The sequence below is a fragment of the Desulfosporosinus cupriresistens genome (assembly GCF_001707885.1).
Classification (GTDB): Bacteria; Bacillota; Desulfitobacteriia; order Desulfitobacteriales; family Desulfitobacteriaceae; genus Desulfosporosinus.
In genome coordinates this window covers 49,535-69,319 of sequence record NZ_MASS01000018.1, presented here as the reverse complement: position 1 = coordinate 69,319, position 19,785 = coordinate 49,535, and the positions used below count along the sequence as shown (strand labels likewise).

Below are 19,785 nucleotides of genomic sequence, written 5' to 3'. Positions count from 1 at the left end.
ATCGTCAAGTTGTTATTCCGTGATTAATGTTAAGAAGATGTATTTTAGTACGATATGTATTAAATAGGAAGATAAAAAACGACGGGCGCCATTTACGGTGTCCGTCTTAATTGTGAACTTCGATCAATCCCTTGGGCGCTTGCCGCTTGAATGACCTTTGCCTTACTAACGCCGTATAGTTTACCGATCTCTTGGCTTGTCTTGCCTTGGTTATAAAGCGATTGAATGTCTTCGCCTGTGACCGATTCCCAACGGGCTTGGGTGGTCGCTTCCTTGGATAGCAGGGCGGGCGATAATGGTATGGGCGGCGCTTCTCCGGCGAAGTAATCAATTAGTGCTTGGTCTGCATCGTCCCCGAATATCGCTACAACGTTCGCCCTTCGTTGTTCGTATAGAAACGCCTTGACGGTTGTGGGCGCTTCACATTGTCGTGCCGTCGCTTCGCTTACCACGGACGGCGCGGTCTATCCGCAAGACTTATCACTTTCGGATTAGGGTTAGGTATGCCACATTGATGACGCCTAACTACAACCCTTCCGATTGATACTTCGAACTTCTCGGCGATCTGGTCTTCGCTTAGTCCTTCCGCATAAAGCGCTTCAAGGTCTGTACGTCCAACCGCCGCCCAACGATCTCGTATGACCTTCAATGCTAACGATTCGGGCGAAGGTGGGGTTGATCTCGCCTTGGTATTACACGCTTTACAAGCTGACGCGCATCCTGCGAAGCCCTTTTTGTTCTTGGGGAAATCTTCGAGTTCTTTGTATTCGCCGCATATCGAACAAGTTTTTGTGATAATCTCGCCCTTAACGTTCTTTTCTACGAAGACAGGTCGTTTGGCGTCCTTGGCGTTGGTTTGGATTGTGGTTTTTATTGCGTGTCTCATATTGTTGCCCCCTTTCGATAAAGTCGCCTTGATGCGCCTATTACCCAAGAATGTTGCAACGAAACGTCGTTTGTCACGGTGGACGATTTGCCTACTATGTTTTCAAAATTTATACTCGAATTTTTTTGGGCAATTCGACTTTTTCGATTACCTTAATACCTTTTGCGAACTATCGCCATTAACGATTTAACGGTGAACGGGTACATAGCGATAGAATAGGGAAGGGGTATCGTTGGGTATCGTATGGCGTTGGGCGATCGTCTAATCGTTTGGAATTAACTTCCAAAGTCATTCCAAATTTATTGCGCGGATTCTTTCGACGTAATCTGTGGGTTATCTAGGGGGCGTACCCCCGGTGGGTGGGGTCAAGCGTCAACTCTCTTTCATTCGATTCTGATTCCTTCGATTAACATTAATTTATATATAAAATTTGTCGATCACAAACATTAATTCGATATTCTATTCGTATTAACAATAGGTTATTGTATAGGTCGAACGCTTAACGCTTGCTTCATCGTTGGCTTAACGTGTGTATGTGTGTGTATCGTCGGTCGTCGTGGTACATCGTAGGCTTATATGTATGGCGTGTAGGGCGTGGGCTAACGTCTTGGTGTATTCGTGTAGATGTATGGTCTGAGTGTCTTAGCGCCTATCTGTGCGCGTGTGCGTGGGTCTGCGCTTGCTTTGTCAATAGGGTAGGGGCTTAGTTGATCGCCTTGCCGAACCTTAACGCCCCCACGCTTTTCGAAATACCGCCCATAAAAATAACGCCCCTAATTTAATAGGCGGCGCTTCTTATGTACCCGGCTTTATCGTTGGGACGCTTCTTGTGTAGCACGTTCCTTAATGTATCTGAATAAGGTGGTCTTACCGATTCCAGTTTGTTCCGTAATCTCTTTAATTGAATAGGTCTTAGCGTCATACATACGAAGTGCGACGCTTACCTTGGCGCTATCCTTGAACGGTCTGCCGCCAACTCGACCCCGCGCCCGTGCGCTGTCCAACCCCGACTTCACGCGTTCACTTGTTTGATCTCTTTCGAATTGCGATAGTGCGGCGAATATCCCGAAAATAAGATTCCCGGCGGCGGTGGTAGTGTCGATCTGTTCCTTCAATGAAACGAAGTTCACGCCTTTAGCCTTTAACTGTTCGATTAGTTCGATAAGGTTCTTCAATGACCGTCCTGCGCGGCTTAACGAGTACACAATAAGGGTGTCGTCCTTGCGTAGCATCGACAATAGGCGGATAAATTGTGGTCGGTCTTTCGTGGTTCCTGTGATCTTCTCTGAATAGATGTTTCCCGGTTCAACGCCCGCCTTCGCTAGTGCATCAAATTGTAAATCCGTTGATTGATCTTGGGTACTTACTCGCGCATAACCGAATAACATAATGCCCGCCGCCTTTCGAATAGTTCGTTGTTTGCTAATAGTACCATAAACCGTAACCGATAACAATAAAGGAACTTTGTTTATCGGACGACTTAACGAACTGTTTCAAGTGGTTTATTGGGCTTATGGCGACGTGTTCGGATTAGTTCGTTAAACATCTGTTTATGGAACCGATTAGCGGCGCTTCATATGCTTACTTTTTGAACGCAACCGTTCAATTAATATTCGATAATGGCGCCGTGTCACTCGCTTAATTGATTATACGACGGGAACCGCTTGGGCGTAGGCTACCGGGTTCTGATCTTGGCGAAGGTTTTCGAATATGTGACGCGCATATTGAACGATTGCCTTCGATTTGACCGATAAGCGACCGTTGAACCGACCTTTTCGTATACCCCCCACCCCTATATTTTCGAAGGACGGGGCGCATAAGGGACGGCTTGCGGATATTTTACGCTTCAAACGCAACCCCACGAAAACCCTACAATCCTACTGCCCCAACGCTTTAGCTAAGTAAAGCATCGACGCAACCCATCGACTAACCGAAAAAACCAATGCCCGATCGTTTTGGCGGTTCCACCTTCCACCATTAACGACCATTACCGAACCCGCAACGAACCCTAACGACGTCTAACGTGTACCCCCATATATTGTCCGCTAAAAATGGATAAACGAAGGACGATACTTTTCTTTCAGTATCGCCCGTTAGTCGCCATATTAACGTTTTCCTAACATCGCTTTAAGACGCTTAATGTCTTCGGCGACGTCTTCGTTGGATTCGCCCTTCGCTTCAACTTCGACTTGGACTTCCTTCTTATCAACTGTTAGCCCTAGTAATTTAAACATTAACGCAACCGATCGGACTTCCCCGGCTTTCGCTTTTTTAAGCATGGCGCTGAAAACTTCGGGAAGGTCGGCGTGAAGATTCATAATCGCCATACCCGAAATCGCTTCGACGAACTCCGGGAATTGTCGCCACCTATAAAGGGTCTTCAAATTTACGCCTACCGCTTTCGCAATCTCGCCGTATTCTTGGCGATTTGGAACGCACAACATTTCCAACGCTTGGCGTTGCTGATCGTTAAATTTCGTCAAGTCCACGTTCTTGAACTTTGCTACCATCGTATTCACCCCCTTAATATAAGTTAAGCGGGTAAACGGTTTTAATCGTCTAACCCGCCCGTTCACTTTAGTCGATAATCTATTTCTTCATGCCGTTGATTACCGCATCCCTGCGGGCTTGTCGGTCGCTTTCTTCTTTCTCTTGTAGAACTTTAGCCCTTTCGATCTTCGCGTCCTTGCGGTTCATCGCTTGACCGTCCACGCGCTTAAACCCTTCCATCAACAATTCCAATGCCGACGCTTGGTTATTTTCGATTCGCTTGGCTTTAAACACTTCCGCTTCTTTGACCTTAGTTTCGAATTCCGTCATTAGGATTGCGTGATCGCTTTCAACGTCATTCGTCGCGTATGCTTGGCGTAGTAGGTCAACCGCCGATTGGGTATCGTTGTTTTCAATTGTCATTTGATAACCCCCTTAAATTTTATGTGTCTTGGTGGTATGGTCGTTAGGACTTCGGGCTTGGGCGGCTTCTCGCTTGCACGAACGATCTTACCAACTGCCACACGTAGGTGACATTGCACGGCTTGTTGACTTATACCCATTTCCTTTGCTAGTTCTCTTTGGGTAGCGCCCGCGATTGTTCCGTCGATCACAATTCGTTGTTTCTCTGTGAGATCGGCGGCGTTAATCCCGGCTTCGAAGTCGATAATAATGTCGCTAACCCGGTAATCGGTGTTCGTGGATTCCAACGTATTAATGTTTAGTAATAAGGCTAAGATGCCTTCCGGCGTTTCAAGCAACCTAATTAGTCCCACGCATTTATTCGCTTCTTTAAATTGTTGTTTGGCGACCGACAAGCTATTCATACCGCCCCCACCCCTTTGCGGATAACGCCGCTTACTATTGTGTACTCGCGAACTTATAAGCCGCTTCGTAAGACAAGGATTTCCCCATTGCAAACGATTGGGCGTTCTGTCGTGATTCGATCCGTGCCGCCGCTAACAATTTTGAATTATCATAGGCAATCGCTAACGCCGCGCGTTGTTCTGTGGTTTTTTCGTTGTAGGCGTCTGAACTGAACGTCGCCCGTTGTTGCCGTTGGGTCATTTGCCGCGCTTTCGGTGTGACGGTCACTTCGTCCGTATATCCTTCGGGCGGAATAATCCCGGCGAGAATGTTAAACTTATGCGCGGTGGTTTCGTTGAACCGTAAACCGCCATATTCTATGCGCTTCGATAATGACGCCATTAGCATTTCACGCCCCTTTAAAGATAAATTAAAAGCCCTTCCGTAAGGTCATTGATTCCGAATTCATGCAGAAAGAAAGCGCGAAGCATATCGTTCAACGTGTCCTTGTAACCCTGCTTACGCAATGCGATTATAATATTGGACTGAATACACACCGGGTTCGTTTCCCCCGCCATATTCATCCAGAAGATTCGGTTCTTTAACTGTGAAGTTACTATCCCATTACCGCCCATGTACTTTGCCCCCATATTAAAAGGGCGACTTGCGCCCCTTTTGTTGGTCGTTTAAGACCGTTTACTATTCGGGAAAATATTCGGTAAACGGGTCTTTTGGGTCATAGGCAAGCTTTTGTTGCGGCATCGTCAAGGCTAATACTCCGACGGGCGTAGAGTTATCCCTGCGGCTTGGGCGGTACAATGGCTGTGCGTCCCAATTCAAGTCCGTGCCGTAGTGTCGGTATCCTTTTGGATTACCTTCGAATGTATTAACTACATTTTGGGCGTCTGCTAAGTCGTGATGTGCATCTTTTGCGATTTGGTGAATTGCGCCAAGTTCAGACAATTCTTTCAAATAGGATTCTTTAGCCTTAGCGACAATAACCGCCTTTGCTTCGAACTTTTTAAGCATATCGGCGACGACTTGGTTCCTTTCGTTGGTAACGTCTTCAATCGTGTTGACGAAGGCTTTCCACTTGCCGGATTCCATAAGTGCCGCGCTTTCGCGGTTGTGTGCAATTGTTTCTTGTTCGTCACTAATTTGTTTTGACAATAAGACCGCACCTGCGACATCGCCAACCATAAGCGCGCTTACCTTTTGACCTTGCAATTCCTTTACCGTGATTTCTGCGGCGTCTGCGCTTGTGAGTAAGTCATTAATCATTTGTTCGAAGTTCTCCACGGTGGCTGTGAATTTTTCATAAGTTTTTAACATTTTAATTCCCCCTTTTTTGTGGCGTCATTTTCGCCATGTGTTCTAACATCATGATAATGTCGGTGTTCGTGATTTTAAGTGCCTTAAAAATTCTGATACGCATTTCTTCCGATAACCTTTGTCGTTTTAGTAGTGGATTGTAAATCGCGTGAACGTTGACTTGTAATTCGGTCGCAAGTTGAACTTTCGTCATGCCGCGTACTGTCAATGTCAAATTGATAAATTCAACTACGGAAATTTCTTGTGGGGATAATTCAAGTTTGATCGGTTCGTATCGTCCCATAAGTTTTAACCCCCTTTGTGGCTTGTTGCGATTAGCGAGGATTCGCTGATTTTAGGCTAAATAAAAGGAACGGTCTTCGCGAAGGTCTTTCGAACGAAGGCGCGAACCCCGTTCTATTGTTAAACAAGACTACTGACCGCTAAAACAAGCGAATTCTCGCTAATTTTAAAATAAAAATAAAGAGATATGTATTCACGCCGCGCCGCCTTCGCGCCGGACGGTGATTTTCGTCAATCCCTTTGTAGGCATAAAAAAAAAGAAGCGCCGCTTCGTGGGGTGCGCATCCACAAAACAACGCTTCCTTCCTTCGTATTCGGCGCCGGGGGAATAACCCACGCCGTTCGCGCTTGGAACCATTGCAACCAAGTTCCATTCGCGTTTACATTGTATAATACGCCACCGCCGCCTTTCACAAGTTCACGCCGCCTAACAAAAGGTTATTCCTGTCTTTGCGTCAAGATGATATTCGTTGTGATCGAATTGCGTCTTCCCCGGAACGAGTTTTCTCTTAATCAAGTCTGCGTCTTCCAACATTTTCAAGTTGTCCCCAATTACACTAACTGATACGCCTTGAATTTTGGCAATCGTTTTCCATGCAGGAAACGCAATGCCCATGCTATTAACGTGTATTCCAATGGCAAGTAATGTAGCTAACATACTGCCCCCTGACGTCATTAGCAACGCTTCTAATCGTTCTCGTTGCCATTTGATAAACTGTGGATAAGCGTATTCTTTCCCGGTTCCGTCGAATGTACCGATTCCCGAACCGTATGGAATTTTAAGATACTCGACTTCGTTGTCAATATGTTCAATTTTTAACACGCAGTTCGTCCGGGTGTTCTTACCTTTGCCAACGGTGAACGTGTACTTCAACAATTCTTCAAACGCCTTCTTCGTTGTCTTTGGGTCTTGTTTAAATTTCCTTGCGTACTTTGGAACGTCTTTAATTTCAATTGCGACGCGACCGTCGGGTCTTAATCTAGTTGACAATATTAGCCACAATTTTAACGCCCCTGACGACAACCCGCCGAAATTATCCTTTTGAAATATTGGAACGCTGAACTTAATGAATTCCATAGATTCGAAGGTCGTGAAGTCTTCGACTTTACCTTCATTAATTGTATCGCCGTCGTCGAATTCTTCTTCGTTTGGGTCAACGACCGCTTCGTCAATACCGGGTTCCGCTTCCCTTGCTTTCTTTTTGGTATACATCGCATGAACTCACCTTCCTTCTATCGTTTATTCGAAATTTCGAAACTCTTGTTTGAAACCCTTCGTTTTCTTCTCATCAATACCTTACTAACCCCTATATTGACTTTCCTAAAAGATATTTCTTTCCCTTTTCAATACTACTATTGCTTTAGCAATAAGCCCTTTAGGGCTTTACGTTCTTCTTCATTGCTAGTAGTTCAAATAGTGTTCTTCGAATAATGTCGTTAGAATAATGTTGTTCGAATGGTGTCGTTAAAATAGTGTTGTTAGTATAGGGTAAATCCCATATTTTCATATCTTAGCGCCAATTCGTGCTTCAACTATCCTTCTTGCGACTATCGTTTGAAGGATATAAGTCCCCAATGCCCACAACGATAATGTCTGCTATTTACGGTGGCGAATTCATTGTCATAGCGTGGTTGTACATAATTTGCCGCCCCTTTCGTGCTTTGCTATAGTCGAAACGCCCTTTCGCTATAGCGTGTATGCCTTCATTGATATATGTTGCAAGTTGGCGTGGTTTGTTACGGTACGTAAATTTAGGTTTTAAACGAACAATTGATGAAAAGAAAAAGGCGTCAACCCGCGAAGGTCAACGCCTTATTTTTGAAAATTAATTTTCAACGCAATATAAGCCTATTAATTGTCGAATCGTGACGAATATACCTTCGTGACATCCTGACTACTTAGACGTCTTCCAGTGGCTTGTCCTGACGTCTTGTGTCGTTCGGTGAAGAACGCTTTAGCTTTATGCCTTGCGTCCATGGGAATAAAAAGAATATATTCGCGAATCTATTTGGTATATAATACTAATATCGGATTTACTACGAACAAATTCGGTAATCCGATAACGTTATCTGCTAGGTCGAATTGTTGAATATATTGGGGGGTTGTTGGAACATGAAAATTCCACTCAAATATCAATCATCTGAATATGACTGTGTGCCAACATCATTCTTGAACGCCTTAAATTTTTTATTTGATAGAAAAGAAATTCCACCGGAAGTAATTAAAGCAATTATGCTTTATTCCCTAGATACATTCAACAGGTTCGGTGAAGTCGGAAAAGGTGGAACGACGGGGTTTGCTATCGGTTTTATATGTGAATGGCTTAATTACTACAACGAAACAAAGGGATTTAATATTGAATGTGAACGAGTAGATGGAACGGAAGCAGACTTTGAAAAGAACAAGCATTTGGTGAGTTGGTTGAAGGATGGCGGCGTTGTTTTGGCGAGAGTTTTTCAACCAAGAATGTACCACTATATTCTGATAACACATATAGATGAAGATAGTGTTTATGCATTTGACCCATATTTCAGGAAAAGGAAATTTGATAACCCGGAAATTGAAATAATTCAAGGCGACTCACTTACAAATCGGCGGATTATGAAGAAATGGTTTAATAGCTATAAAGAACAAGACTACTCGTTAAGTATTAAAGATGAACGTGTTTGTGTTTTGATGCGCAGGATTGAATAGAGTAGGGGTGGAACTGGACTTAAAAATCACACCGAAAACGATAAAGACGTGCGGCGCGATCGTAAGGGCAACGAAGGAATTGAATATCGAATGTGGCGATTGCAAGGTTGCCTTCGTTGCATACGGTCACATATAAGCACCGCCATAAGAAACCAAAAGCGTTGGGAATAACCCGGCGCTTCTTTCTCCATCTAAGTATTGCATAAATATACACGAATAATGCAGGAACAAGAAATTTAGGTAATGGCGGTTACTTGAATCATATCATAACTATATTTGACAATTTTCTCTCATCTCGAATGATATAATAGAAAGAAGCAGAAGAATGAAGAAAGAAGGTATCTGAATTGGCAGAAACCAATATGACTAATTCGAATGAGACATCACGCCCAAAGAGAAGCAAGTATACAGATGAATTCAAAGATCAAATACGATCTGAAGCCCAAGGAAAATATGACAACGAGACAATAGTTAAATTAGCGAAAAAACATCAAATACCTAGAGGTACTATTCGAAACTGGTTATTAGCTGATTCTCAGAAACCTAATGAACAGCAAGAAACAACTATTAATCAATCACCGCAGTTTAAAGATAGATCATCTCTCTGGCAACAAATATTCCCTATTATTATTCTTTTAGCAATTATAGTTATAATTGTTTTTATCTTTAAACCCCTAGTACATATCATCTATATACTTTTAGTTTTAGCCTTGGTCATATCTTTTATTGCTGGTTTTTTTCTCACCCACACTATTTGGAGTAGCATTTGTTGTATTTTTAGCTTTATTCCCGATATATTATTTAGACTCCAAGATGAATCCATCTAAGTTTGAACAACATACTAAAACTGCTATTGCAGAACCAACAATAGCAACTCAACCTAATTCAAAAATTGAAGAAAGCCCTGAGACTAAAGCTAATAACTTTTTAAGTAGTGCTAAAACAAACTTTCTGAACAATGAATTGTTCACGGCTAAAGAAAATGCTAAACAAGCATTAGCCCTTAATAGTACCCTTGATGAAGCTAAACAATTGTTAGTCACAATCAATAGAAAAGAAGAAGATATTAAATCCGCACAGGCTAACGAAAAATGGACAAAAGAAAACATCATAAATAAGTTAAAAGTTGATGAAGTTTTGGAAAAAGAAGTAGATTTCATATATACAGGAATTGGGTCTATAGTAGAACCACACGATACTAGTATGGGTAAGACCAATTTGAAAAATGCCTATACTATGGAACTCTCAGTAGCTAAGAACGGCAAAACGATAACTAATGATAGCCAAAGAAAAGAAGTCGCGTTCAATATAGCCAAAGCCATCAATGATAATTTTAGTAAAATAGACTTTAATTTATCTGAAGTCGTTATACATTTTGCAGACACTGACAATCCATTAGGTTTTGGAGGTGGCAACTTTGATTTGGGGATTAACACTATTAAGAATTACTTTAGTAAGCCTAGAAGCCAAAGCGGTTATATTGATGGAAGTTCAGGAGAAGTAGTTGCCTTAGACTTTGATTCTGCCAGCTTCTACAAGTGGATAGAGAACAATTTTACTATGCCAGAAGACCATTCCGTTTTAACCGAAAACTATTCTTGGACGACAATGAGTCAGAAAGGGGCTATAAAATAATAATAAGATTAATTGGAAATTGCATATAAAAAGGAGTGCAAAATGAGTTATGGATAATACAACAGAATACTGCCAATTTAAATTTTGCAATAGGGTAGTACCTAAAGGTACTGTAGTTTGTCCTTATTGTGGAAATAACGTTAAATACCCTGTAAAACCTAGAATGCCTGCCCCTCAATCTGCTTCATATAAACCCATAGCATCTGCCAAACCTGCGCCCAAAGAAAATGATAACTTTGAATTTATTGAGGAGTTTCAGGGAAGTTGTGGTTCATGTGGTAAACTATGGTTTTTTAATGAAAAAGATGTTAAACTGCAACAAATTAATGCCCTTAAAAATATTGGTAAAAGCATGTTAACACTCGGTGGTTCAATGTTAGCTGGTATCATTCCTAATGAAAACGTTACAGAACACCAAAGATGTCCATCATGTGGTTCTAGGGCTACAAAAATTCAGAGAGTAACCAATAAACGGTATTTATAATCTCTCATAAGCTATTGCAACAGCCAAGTATGCATATAACCATGTGCAAACCCCTGTTCAGATTTTATCAACACTCTCGGTAGCATACACACACCGAAAGGCGGAAGCGAAGGAATAGTCCTTTCCTTCCGTCTTTTTGTCGTCCATATTTGACAAGTGCCCTGCCACGCCCACAAAAAGAAGAACCCGGCTATCCGGGTGTTGCGACCTTTATCGCGTGGGTTCAATAGTGTTTCATCGTCAAGCGGTAGCGGCGCGGGAAGGTCGGACAAGGTCGCCGTATTAATGCCCAACGCTTCCCCGATCGGCGGGCAACGCCACAATCGCGAAAGTCGATCGTCTTGTTCACGAATGGTCTTTTCGTTAGTCGCATGAACGCCTTAAATTCCTTCACGACTTCACGCGAAGCGCCGGGAAGCATATGCCAATTGTCCATTTCCCCAACGAAGAATTCGCTGTCAATGAAGTCCGGGCGTGGTGTAATCACGGTAAAACTTCCTTCCTAATTAATTGTCGATTTGACCGGGACGTTTCGTATTATTTTTTAGGTTTTACAAGCCACTCTTGATAATCTGCGTATGCGTTAAGATAATCCGGGTCGTAGTAATCGCCGCCATGTTCCAACCCGTAACCGGGTGGAAGCGGTATGATTGTCTTATTGGTGTATGTTGCCGTCGCCCCGGTCGGGTTCCCTTGCGCCTTATAATATGCCCTTGCCGTCGGGTCTGCGATTACCCACGCCGCCAACTTTCTTACGCCCGCCGGGTCATATATTTCGCCATAAAATGCGTTTGTTAGTTCAAAGGGCGGCATGGGCGGGTTGGTCGCCGTGTACTTCGGTGTCGGCGCGGGCGTTACCTTGGCGGGCGTTGTGACGGTTGTCGCCTTGGGCGCCGTGGTCGTTGCCTTAGCGGGTAACGTGGCATATGTCGTATCATACTTAGTATCTTTGTCCGGCTTTACCGTGATAAGTTTTCCGTCCCGGCGTACTACGACGGAAGTGATTCCCTTTTCGCTTTCATTAACGTCGATATACTGAATGACGCGTTCTTCGGTATACGTCTTATATGAATAATTAAGAGTTACCCCGGTTCCCTTTGATCCGACCATATCGTAAACTTTGCCGGACGTCCCGGTTGCGCTGACAATCTCGTCACGATCTTCGACAAGCATATTCTCACCGTTTTCGCTTCTTGCTATAACCTGAACGTCAAGCGCTTTAAGACCTTTTGCCCGGAACCCTTCGTGAAATATAATCTCGCGAACAAATAGTCCCGCCGGGTTCTTCGTAGAAGGATGATATTGACCGTCGTTGGGTATTGGGTACGAATCGCCATCATAATCCGTTTGTGGATATTGCTTGGGCGCCGTGTCTGCTTGTATAGCGGTTTGGGTTGCGGTGGTTGTGTCCGGGGTGGTTGACGTGGCGGTCGAAGCAACCGCCACTTGGGTATCTGCGAAGGGTTTGTAATGTGCCGTCGCAATACCGCCGCCAATAAATAAAGTCGCGCACATAACGCCCGTAATGATTATCGTTTTCTTCTGCATTGTGCAATGCCTACCCTTCATTAAACGCCGCGCTTATCGCGACCCTTTTTCTAATAGTACAATAATGGGAAAATATTAACATTAGAAATATATTACAATAGGCGACAGGGTAATTGTAGCGGTGGGGCGTCCGTCGGTCGTATGCGGTATTTGTGGCGTTGCCCTTGGTCGCTTGCCGTATGTGCCGTCGTTCCGTCGATAGTCCGCGCCGTTGTTGTTATGTGTCTTCGCGGGTTAGCGTCCTTCATGTGTTGTTTTATCCGGGTATACGAATAGCTTATACAATACGGCATCTAATGTACAACCGCATTTACGGCAACAATTATTCGCATTTCGTCTTTAAACATAAATAAGGCGCAATCACTCGTTCAGTCGAATGATTACGCCTATTTTCTATGTAGTTTAATAATCGGTTACTTCTCCGAGTTTTCCTTCGGGGTTAATACCATTTCGAAGTATTTAGGGTCAACCGCTTTAGTTAAAATTTGTTCCATCATTTCGGTTTGACTAACGCCTTCAACCGTCGCCTTTATCTTCAACGCCCTGTCTAATAAGACCGGGATTTTCACCGTCTTCTTGATGGAGTCTGACGCCTTCAACGCGTCCACGATTTCCACACTTAACAATATCTTCGCCCGCCTTCGATTTTTCACTTCAAAGCATTTTATCATTTTGACGCTTGCCCCGCAATTGTATTTTCGCCCGACCGTAACAACCGCCGACCTTTTGCAACATTTACGGGTGTAAAGACGAATAAGGACGGTGGGTGGTTATGGACATAAAGAAACGTTTATTCTCGAAGGAACCGTCGAACGGTGAAACGCTTGTTAAAGTTAAGAATGGACTTTATAAATACGGCAAGATTACTATCCGGGTCACTTCAAACGAACCTAGCGACGAAGCGATTGCTTCGTTCAACGCTATTTATAACGAAGTGATTTCAGGTCTTATAAAGTAGAATAGCTGTAATAATATTAAAGGCGTCCACCGTAATAAAATGGTGGGCGCTTATTTTGTTGGCTTCGTTGGCTTCCGAAGGTATAATTGAACTGAATAATAGTGTAGTAATCTTCAAAGACTAAACCGAAATATATCTACGAAGGGAAGTTTGAAAAATGTACGATAAGGACAAGGACAACCGCAAGCCTAATCGCTTATACAATGAGAAGTCGCCGTATTTATTGCAACACGCATACAACCCGGTAAACTGGTATCCGTGGGGTGCCGAAGCGTTCCATATAGCCGCCCGTGAGAATAAGCCAGTCTTTTTGTCCGTCGGCTATTCCTAGTTACGGGGTATCTTTGGTCAACTTGTCACTGGTGCCACGTCATGGAACGAGAATCCTTCGAAAATGACGAAGTTGCAGGCATCCTGAATCGTTACTTTATCTCTATCAAAGTTGATCGTGAAGAACGCCCTGACGTAGACCATTTGTATATGGCTTTCTGTCAAGCGCTTACTGGATCGGGTGGGTGGCCGCTCACCATAATAATGACGCCCGAGAAAAAGCCGTTTTTTGCCGGAACATATTTTCCGAAAACAGAGCGCTACGGTCGCCCCGGGTTAATGGAGCTCGCACAACAGGTTGGCACGCTCTGGAAGACCAATGAAGGTAAATTACGGGAGTCAAGCGATGAGATCGTTACCGCCGTTCATTCTCAACGAACTGTTCCAAGTATACCATCACCTCTTTCCTCTCCTCTTACAAACGATCCATCCTTAAAAGATGGCAAAGGCCCTACTTCTTCCCAAGCCTTTCAAACATGGTGTGAACAGCTTATTGATAAAGCCTACCAAGTCTTTGCTCAAAGTTTTGACGCGCGTTACGGTGGTTTTGGCCGAGCTCCGAAATTCCCCACCCCCCATACCATAAGCTTCCTCCTCCGCTATGCTCAAGACCATCTTCAGAGCAAAGCCTTAGAAATGGTTCGCAAAACACTTGACGGGATGGCCCAAGGGGGGATCTACGATCACGTCGGGTTCGGATTTGCACGGTATAGTACCGATGAAAAGTGGTTAGTACCTCACTTTGAAAAGATGCTCTATGATAATGCCTTGCTCGCCTTGATTTACCTGGAAAGCTATCAAGCGAATCACCAACTCGAGGATGCTCAAAAAGCAAAAGAAATCTTCACCTATGTCCTTCGGGACATGACATCTCCCGAGGGGGGTTTTTACTCCGCAGAAGATGCCGACGCTGAGGGTGTAGAAGGTAAATTCCATGTTTGGACTCCCGAAGAAATCGAAACTTTACTAGGCAAAGACACGGCGGCAATATATTGTGCTGTTTATGACATTACTCCTGAAGGTAACTTTGAGGGAAAAAATATTCCCAATCTTTTACTAGGAAATTTAGAAAAGATTGCTCGCGACAACTCATTGGATGCGGCCGAAGTTCTACAAACCCTGGAAAAAGCACGTCAAACGTTATTCGCAGCGCGTGAGAAACGAATCCACCCTCATAAGGATGACAAAATTTTGACAGCCTGGAATGGGTTAATGATCGCTGCCTTTGCGAAAGGTGCCCAGGTTCTTGGGATTCCTGCCTATCAGAAGGCAGCCGAAAACGCCACGAATTTCGTCCTAAATCACCTTAAACGTGATGACGGACGTCTCTTGGCTCGCTACCGTGAGGGGCATGCTGCCTACTTGGGGTACTTGGATGATTATGCATTTTTCATTGAGGGCCTCCTTGAGCTTTACGCGGCGAGTGGTAAACCCCACTACCTCCAAACGGCTCTTCAACTTCAAGAGGAACAGGAACGGCTCTTCTTAGATGAAGAAGACGGAGGATACTATCTAACCGGATCCGATGCGGAAGAACTTCTTTTCCGACCTAAAGAGAGTTATGACGGAGCCATTCCAGCCGGTAACTCGATCACCGCGCTCAACCTTCTTAAACTTGCGCGTCTCACCGGAAACGAACGCTGGGAAAGAAAAGCCGAACAACAACTTCTCGCCTTTCGCCCAGTCCTCGAAGAACATCCCTCTGGATATACCGCGTTTCTCCAAGCCTTGCAGTTTGCCGTTCATCCCAGTCAGGAATTAATTCTAGCAGGTTCGCTAAACGCACCAGAACTGTCCGAAATGCGTCAAATCTTCTTTTCTGAGTTTCGACCCTATGCTTCTGTGCTTTACCAAGAAGGAAGTCTTCTAGAGACCGTCCCCTGGATTCAAGATTACCCCATAGACCCTAGTCATATTACCGCCTATCTATGCCAGAACTTCACGTGTCAACGTCCTGTCCAGAAAATTGAGGAATTCAAAGCACTCTTCAAAAAATCATAGAGGTCAAAACGAATAGGCCTGTCAAATGACAGGCCTATTCGTTTTGACCTCTATTTCTTGCTTTTGTGTTCGTTTGGACTAGCGATTATCTACTGCAATAATCATAATGGAAGGATACTCTGCTAGATTATGATCAATTGGAGCTGCAAGCGTTTTTTCATTCTCGTAAAACACCCTCACAAAGGGGCGATTCGGAAAAGCTAGGTTTTGTTTTATAACATTCCCTCTTTGCCCATTGCTTAGAAGAACACCCGAGCCGGAAGGATAAACGGCAATATTTTTTTTGAAGATCTCTAAAATCTCAGGATCAAAGTGAGTGTTTCCTTGAGAAACGATATATTCATAGGCCTCATTAGGTTCAATGGCATTTCGGTAAACTCGTTTACTCGTTAGGGCTTCATACACATCAGCAACAGATGCCAGTCTTCCATACTCATGTATGCTGCTTCCTTTGAGCCCTCTTGGATATCCGCTCCCATCCCATTTTTCTTGGTGTTGATAGGCAACATGGGCAGAAAGAAGACTAAGATCATTGTTCTTACGCAAAATTTCAAACCCATATGTCGTATGCCGCTTGATTTCCTCGAATTCTGCTCCCGACAACGGACTTCTCTTATTGAGAACCTCCTCAGGAATCTTGATTTTTCCAATGTCGTGCATGAGAACACCCATGCCCAGTTCGATCAGCTTCTGCTCGGTATACCCCGATGCCATAGCTAAAATGAGCGATATAATCGTTGTGTTCACAGAATGATGAAAGGTGTAATCATCATACCCTTGAATTTCCGTTAGGTTACCCAAAATGTCCGAACTAGCTAGAAGGTCGTTAATCATTTGCTGAACGGTACTACGGATATTATCCATAGGTAAGGAATCCTTTGAATCTCGCTCAATGTATTTGCTAATAAGTTCGATGGACTTATAGGCCACCTCACGAGTTTGAGCGGTAATTGCAGTATGGATTTCTACATCATCCAGTCGTTTGTCCTGAATAAACAACACATCATAACCCAAGGTCTTTAACCGTTCGATATAGGAAGCCGTCAAGTGAACCCCTGCCCGCAGTAAGACCGTTCCGGAAGAGTTGAGCACCGGACGCGCTAAGATTGATCCTTCCTCAACATAACGTATGTTCACCAAACGCATGAATTCTCACCCTACTATTCATTTAGTGTCTTTTTTGTCCAAACTATTTAGTTCGTCAAAACACAAAGAAAAACCTCTTAAAAAAAGATTTCCTTAAAATTTTCCCTTTAGTCCTAGTAAAGTCCTGTACTCCTCCTTCACACTCACTTGAGAACTTCTAACCTTTGTACAGTCACTATTTCGAACTGTTGTTTCGATTCAAAACTCTTTAATAGGAAATCATTTTAAACCTGTGAACAGAACGATGGCAATCGCAATCGGCACAATAAATTTAACCAAGAACAAATAGACACGCGCTAAACCGTCATTTGCTAACTGACCTTGATTGGACAATTCTTGTTTAACTTTAACATCTCCCCACTGCCAACCAACAAATAAAGCAATGAAAATGCCCCCCAAAGGAAGTAGGACATTGGAAGTCGCGAAATCGTAGAAATCAAAAAAAGTCTTGCCAAACACAGTAACCGTGGCAAAGATGCTATTAGAGAGTGTCGCCGTTGAGCCCAGCAAACCGATCCCTAGAATCGTTAATAAAGTCGCTTTACGTCTCGTCCATTGATACTGCTCAGTTAAAAAAGCGATGGGGACTTCCAACAAAGAGAGCATGGCCCCCGTTGCAGCAATTGCGGTAAGTACGAAGAATAAGACCATAAAAACTCTGCCAAAAGGCATCGAATTAAAGACCGCTGGAATGATCACGAAGAGCAGTTTGGGACCTTGATCTGGTGTAAAACCGAAGGCAAACACCGCAGGAAAAACAGCAATACCTGCCATTAACGAAACCAACGTATCCGCTAGCGCGACTTTAATGGCCATCTTGGGTAAGTTCTCGTTTTTATCGACATAACTACCGTAGGTAATCATTGCACCCATTCCTACGCTGAGTTTAAAAAAGGCTAAACCTAACGCAGCTAAAATCACACCAACCGTAATCTTGGAAAAATCAGGTTTAAATAAGAACGAAAGCCCCGCGCCTGCACCCGAGAGTGTCAAAGACCGGATATCGATAATCACGAGAAGTAAAAAGAGTAAGGGCATTAGGAACTTAGTAACCCGTTCAATACCTTTAGTTACGCCAGCCATAATAATAGATCCGGTTACGAGCAAAACAAACACTTGCCAAAATAAGGGTTCACCCACCCCTGACACTAGTTTGTTGAATACCAGAGTTGTATCTTCCGGTTTCGATGTAAGAAGCGCACCACCAGCAGCTTTGAATATATAGGCATAAACCCAGCCGGCAACCGACGTGTAAAAGGCCATAATAAGAAAGGCACTTAAAACACCTGCGCCACCAACTAAAAACCAAGGACGACGGGGTTGCAATGCTTTAAACGCTCCGACGGCATTCGCTTTTGTATGACGGCCAATCAGATGCTCTGATAACATTACGGGCAAACCCACAAGCGCCACGCATATTAAATAAACCAATATAAAGGCAGCTCCCCCATTAGCACCTGTGACATACGGAAATTTCCATATATTTCCCAATCCAACAGCAGAACCTAGTACTGCAGCAATAACACCAATGCTACTCGAGAAACCCTCTCGTTTGTGTTGCGTCTCTTTCTTCAAAACCATTACCCTCCATATCTAGTCTAGTCTTTCCCGTATTATTCTTATATCTATATTAAATTTGCCCTATGCGTGCCATGATTCGATTGAGACTCTGCGTTGAACTTACCTTAAGTCGTGGAACATCAATCGTCAGAAGCTGCCGATCCTTCATCACTATTTGCCCATCCACCATGGTAAGACGCACATCAGAAGAAACCGCTTGATAAACCAGCTGGGAATAGACATCCACATGCTCGTTGGGCCAAGTGTGTAAACCCTGCAGACTAACGACAGCTAGATCCGCTTTTTTCCCTACTTCCAAACTCCCCAGATCCCGCTCATGCCCTATTGCCCGCGCACCACCAAGTGTGGCAAGTTCAAAAACCTCACGCGCAGGCATAACTGTTGGTCCATGTAAAGGTTTCTGAATAAGGGCTGCGTGACGCATCTCTCGAAATCCATCCAAATTATTACCGCAAGGAGCCCCATCCGCGCTCAATGAAATCTCTGCCCCCCGTTTCATAAGTTCTGGAATCGGCGCAATCCCCGAAGCCAGTTTCAGATTCGAAGATGGGCAGTGTGAGATTCGTGTCTTGGTCTGGATGAGGATTTCTTTTTCTGCTTCATCTAGCCAAATGCAGTGAGCAAGAATAAGTTTAGGCCCCGTTAAACCGACCTTATCCAAATAGATGATATTGCGCATGCCCCGTGTACGCTCCACAACCTGTATTTCTGACCGGTTTTCTGAAGCATGGGTGTGTACAAAGGCATTTTTCTCACGCGCATACTGCGAAACTTCCTTTAAGAGCGTATCCGTACAGGAGATGACGAAACGAGGCGTAAAAGCCACTTCAAGGCGTCCATTCCCTTTACCATGATATTTCTCATATAAATCAACACTTTCTTGCAGGGAGGCTTCTGTCGATTCGCGTAAAGAAGCTGGAATATCCTTATTGCAATCATCCATCATAACCTTACCCGACAGGGCTCTCAAGCCACTGGCAAGAATGGCCTCAAAGGCGTGTTCCGTATGATGGACCGTCTCCATATCCACAATCGTCGTTGTCCCTCCAAGAAACAACTCTCCAATACCAAGTAACGCCGAATCATATATGGATTCAGGATCATGCCCACCTTCCAGCGGCCATACTTTCAATTTAAGCCAATCTAAAAGTTCCAAATCATCGGCCTGTCCCCGAAACAATGTCTGACAAAGATGAATGTGAGTTTGAATCAAACCGGGAATAAGCAAATCCCCCTGCAGATCGATCACTTGATCTGCAGGTTGCTCAATAGCCCCTCCGACTGCTATGATTTGAGATCCATCCACTAGTAAATCGCCCTCAATAATCTCACGTGCTGCATTCATGGTTACGATCTTGGCATTCTTCAAGAGAATACGCATTTAAATCCCACCCTTTCCCTATTTGCGTAAGGCCCTAACGCCTACAGGTATTTTAGCACACTAAAAAACAACCTCATTACAAAACTCTATCAACCAGCCTTGGCTCATAGAGAAGCAATTTACGGTTGCCTCGTAGAAACCCTTGATCCCATTATCAAGGTTATATGAGTTATCTAATCATTCTTCAAATTTTACTAGTATCTATATGTACATATTCTCGATCCACTTG

The 19,785-nt window shown here is 43.9% G+C and carries 21 protein-coding genes, 1 pseudogene and 1 riboswitch; of the genes and pseudogenes, 6 read left to right on the top strand and 16 right to left on the bottom strand.

From position 1 onward, the window contains the following. Positions 1–92: 92 nt before the first annotated feature. The 11 genes from DSBG_RS09540 to DSBG_RS09490 form a co-directional block, all read right to left on the bottom strand. Positions 93–452: a hypothetical protein gene (locus tag DSBG_RS09540; protein WP_068963918.1), complete on the bottom strand. Its 360-nt coding sequence runs from the start codon at positions 450–452 to the stop codon at positions 93–95. Continuing rightward, on the bottom strand, positions 446–886 hold the full coding sequence (locus tag DSBG_RS09535) for a hypothetical protein (RefSeq protein WP_068963916.1): 441 nt from the start codon (positions 884–886) through the stop codon (positions 446–448). Before DSBG_RS09535 ends, DSBG_RS09540 begins: the two co-directional genes overlap by 7 nt. Positions 887–1,695: 809 nt before the next feature. Next, on the bottom strand, positions 1,696–2,274 hold the full coding sequence (locus tag DSBG_RS09530; protein WP_068963914.1) for a recombinase family protein: 579 nt from the start codon (positions 2,272–2,274) through the stop codon (positions 1,696–1,698). A 717-nt stretch (positions 2,275–2,991) separates the two neighbouring features. Further along, complete coding sequence (locus DSBG_RS09525; protein ID WP_068963912.1) at positions 2,992–3,396, bottom strand: phBC6A51 family helix-turn-helix protein; 405 nt, start codon at positions 3,394–3,396, stop codon at positions 2,992–2,994. 79 nt (positions 3,397–3,475) lie between these two features. After that, on the bottom strand, positions 3,476–3,799 hold the full coding sequence (locus tag DSBG_RS09520; protein ID WP_068963909.1) for a hypothetical protein: 324 nt from the start codon (positions 3,797–3,799) through the stop codon (positions 3,476–3,478). Beyond that, positions 3,796–4,203, bottom strand: coding sequence for a helix-turn-helix domain-containing protein (locus tag DSBG_RS09515; RefSeq protein WP_068963907.1), 408 nt, complete (start codon positions 4,201–4,203; stop codon positions 3,796–3,798). The genes DSBG_RS09520 and DSBG_RS09515 overlap by 4 nt, the downstream gene beginning before the upstream one ends. A gap of 34 nt (positions 4,204–4,237) precedes the next feature. Further along, on the bottom strand, positions 4,238–4,591 hold the full coding sequence (locus tag DSBG_RS09510) for a hypothetical protein (protein ID WP_068963905.1): 354 nt from the start codon (positions 4,589–4,591) through the stop codon (positions 4,238–4,240). A gap of 11 nt (positions 4,592–4,602) precedes the next feature. Further along, positions 4,603–4,818 carry a hypothetical protein gene (locus DSBG_RS09505; RefSeq protein WP_068963902.1) on the bottom strand — a complete coding sequence of 72 codons (216 nt, stop codon included), beginning with the start codon at positions 4,816–4,818 and terminating at the stop codon, positions 4,603–4,605. A 64-nt stretch (positions 4,819–4,882) separates the two neighbouring features. Next, a complete protein-coding gene (locus tag DSBG_RS09500; RefSeq protein WP_068963901.1) occupies positions 4,883–5,515 on the bottom strand; it encodes a hypothetical protein in 633 nt (210 codons plus the stop codon). A 1-nt stretch (position 5,516) separates the two neighbouring features. After that, positions 5,517–5,798, bottom strand: coding sequence for a hypothetical protein (locus DSBG_RS09495; protein WP_068963899.1), 282 nt, complete (start codon positions 5,796–5,798; stop codon positions 5,517–5,519). 426 nt (positions 5,799–6,224) lie between these two features. Then, positions 6,225–7,010: a helix-turn-helix domain-containing protein gene (locus DSBG_RS09490; RefSeq protein ID WP_068963897.1), complete on the bottom strand. Its 786-nt coding sequence runs from the start codon at positions 7,008–7,010 to the stop codon at positions 6,225–6,227. A gap of 900 nt (positions 7,011–7,910) precedes the next feature. Here DSBG_RS09490 and DSBG_RS09485 point away from each other — a divergent pair. The 4 genes from DSBG_RS09485 to DSBG_RS09470 all read left to right on the top strand — a co-directional run bounded on the left by DSBG_RS09485 (position 7,911) and on the right by DSBG_RS09470 (position 10,611). Further along, positions 7,911–8,492 carry a C39 family peptidase gene (locus DSBG_RS09485; protein ID WP_068963896.1) on the top strand — a complete coding sequence of 194 codons (582 nt, stop codon included), beginning with the start codon at positions 7,911–7,913 and terminating at the stop codon, positions 8,490–8,492. Between the two features lie 347 nt (positions 8,493–8,839). Next, positions 8,840–9,319: a hypothetical protein gene (locus tag DSBG_RS09480; RefSeq protein ID WP_068963895.1), complete on the top strand. Its 480-nt coding sequence runs from the start codon at positions 8,840–8,842 to the stop codon at positions 9,317–9,319. Next, positions 9,306–10,127: a hypothetical protein gene (locus DSBG_RS09475; RefSeq protein WP_068963894.1), complete on the top strand. Its 822-nt coding sequence runs from the start codon at positions 9,306–9,308 to the stop codon at positions 10,125–10,127. Before DSBG_RS09480 ends, DSBG_RS09475 begins: the two co-directional genes overlap by 14 nt. A 49-nt stretch (positions 10,128–10,176) precedes the next feature. Beyond that, positions 10,177–10,611 carry a hypothetical protein gene (locus tag DSBG_RS09470; protein WP_068963893.1) on the top strand — a complete coding sequence of 145 codons (435 nt, stop codon included), beginning with the start codon at positions 10,177–10,179 and terminating at the stop codon, positions 10,609–10,611. 537 nt (positions 10,612–11,148) lie between these two features. On the opposite strand, the gene DSBG_RS23025 is transcribed toward DSBG_RS09470, so the two are convergent. Both DSBG_RS23025 and DSBG_RS09460 read right to left on the bottom strand, forming a co-directional pair. Next, positions 11,149–12,180: a hypothetical protein gene (locus DSBG_RS23025; protein WP_176716235.1), complete on the bottom strand. Its 1,032-nt coding sequence runs from the start codon at positions 12,178–12,180 to the stop codon at positions 11,149–11,151. Between the two features lie 392 nt (positions 12,181–12,572). Beyond that, a complete protein-coding gene (locus DSBG_RS09460) occupies positions 12,573–12,785 on the bottom strand; it encodes a hypothetical protein (RefSeq protein ID WP_068963891.1) in 213 nt (70 codons plus the stop codon). A 146-nt stretch (positions 12,786–12,931) separates the two neighbouring features. Between DSBG_RS09460 and DSBG_RS09455 the strand changes: the two genes are divergently transcribed. Both DSBG_RS09455 and DSBG_RS09450 read left to right on the top strand, forming a co-directional pair. Beyond that, entirely contained in the window at positions 12,932–13,117 is a 186-nt protein-coding gene (locus DSBG_RS09455; RefSeq protein ID WP_068963890.1) for a hypothetical protein, read from the top strand. A 157-nt stretch (positions 13,118–13,274) separates the two neighbouring features. Further along, a pseudogene (locus DSBG_RS09450) lies at positions 13,275–15,448 on the top strand (thioredoxin domain-containing protein). A gap of 78 nt (positions 15,449–15,526) precedes the next feature. Here the strand turns inward: DSBG_RS09450 and DSBG_RS09445 are convergent. From DSBG_RS09445 to DSBG_RS09435, 3 genes are all read right to left on the bottom strand, one after another. Beyond that, positions 15,527–16,594, bottom strand: coding sequence for an HD-GYP domain-containing protein (locus DSBG_RS09445; RefSeq protein WP_068963888.1), 1,068 nt, complete (start codon positions 16,592–16,594; stop codon positions 15,527–15,529). Positions 16,595–16,813: 219 nt separating this feature from the next. After that, a complete protein-coding gene (locus DSBG_RS09440; protein ID WP_068963887.1) occupies positions 16,814–18,175 on the bottom strand; it encodes a sodium-dependent transporter in 1,362 nt (453 codons plus the stop codon). A 49-nt stretch (positions 18,176–18,224) separates the two neighbouring features. Beyond that, entirely contained in the window at positions 18,225–19,556 is a 1,332-nt protein-coding gene (locus tag DSBG_RS09435) for a 5'-deoxyadenosine deaminase (RefSeq protein WP_068963886.1), read from the bottom strand. A gap of 87 nt (positions 19,557–19,643) precedes the next feature. Further along, positions 19,644–19,744, bottom strand: a riboswitch (purine riboswitch). Positions 19,745–19,785 lie beyond the last annotated feature (41 nt).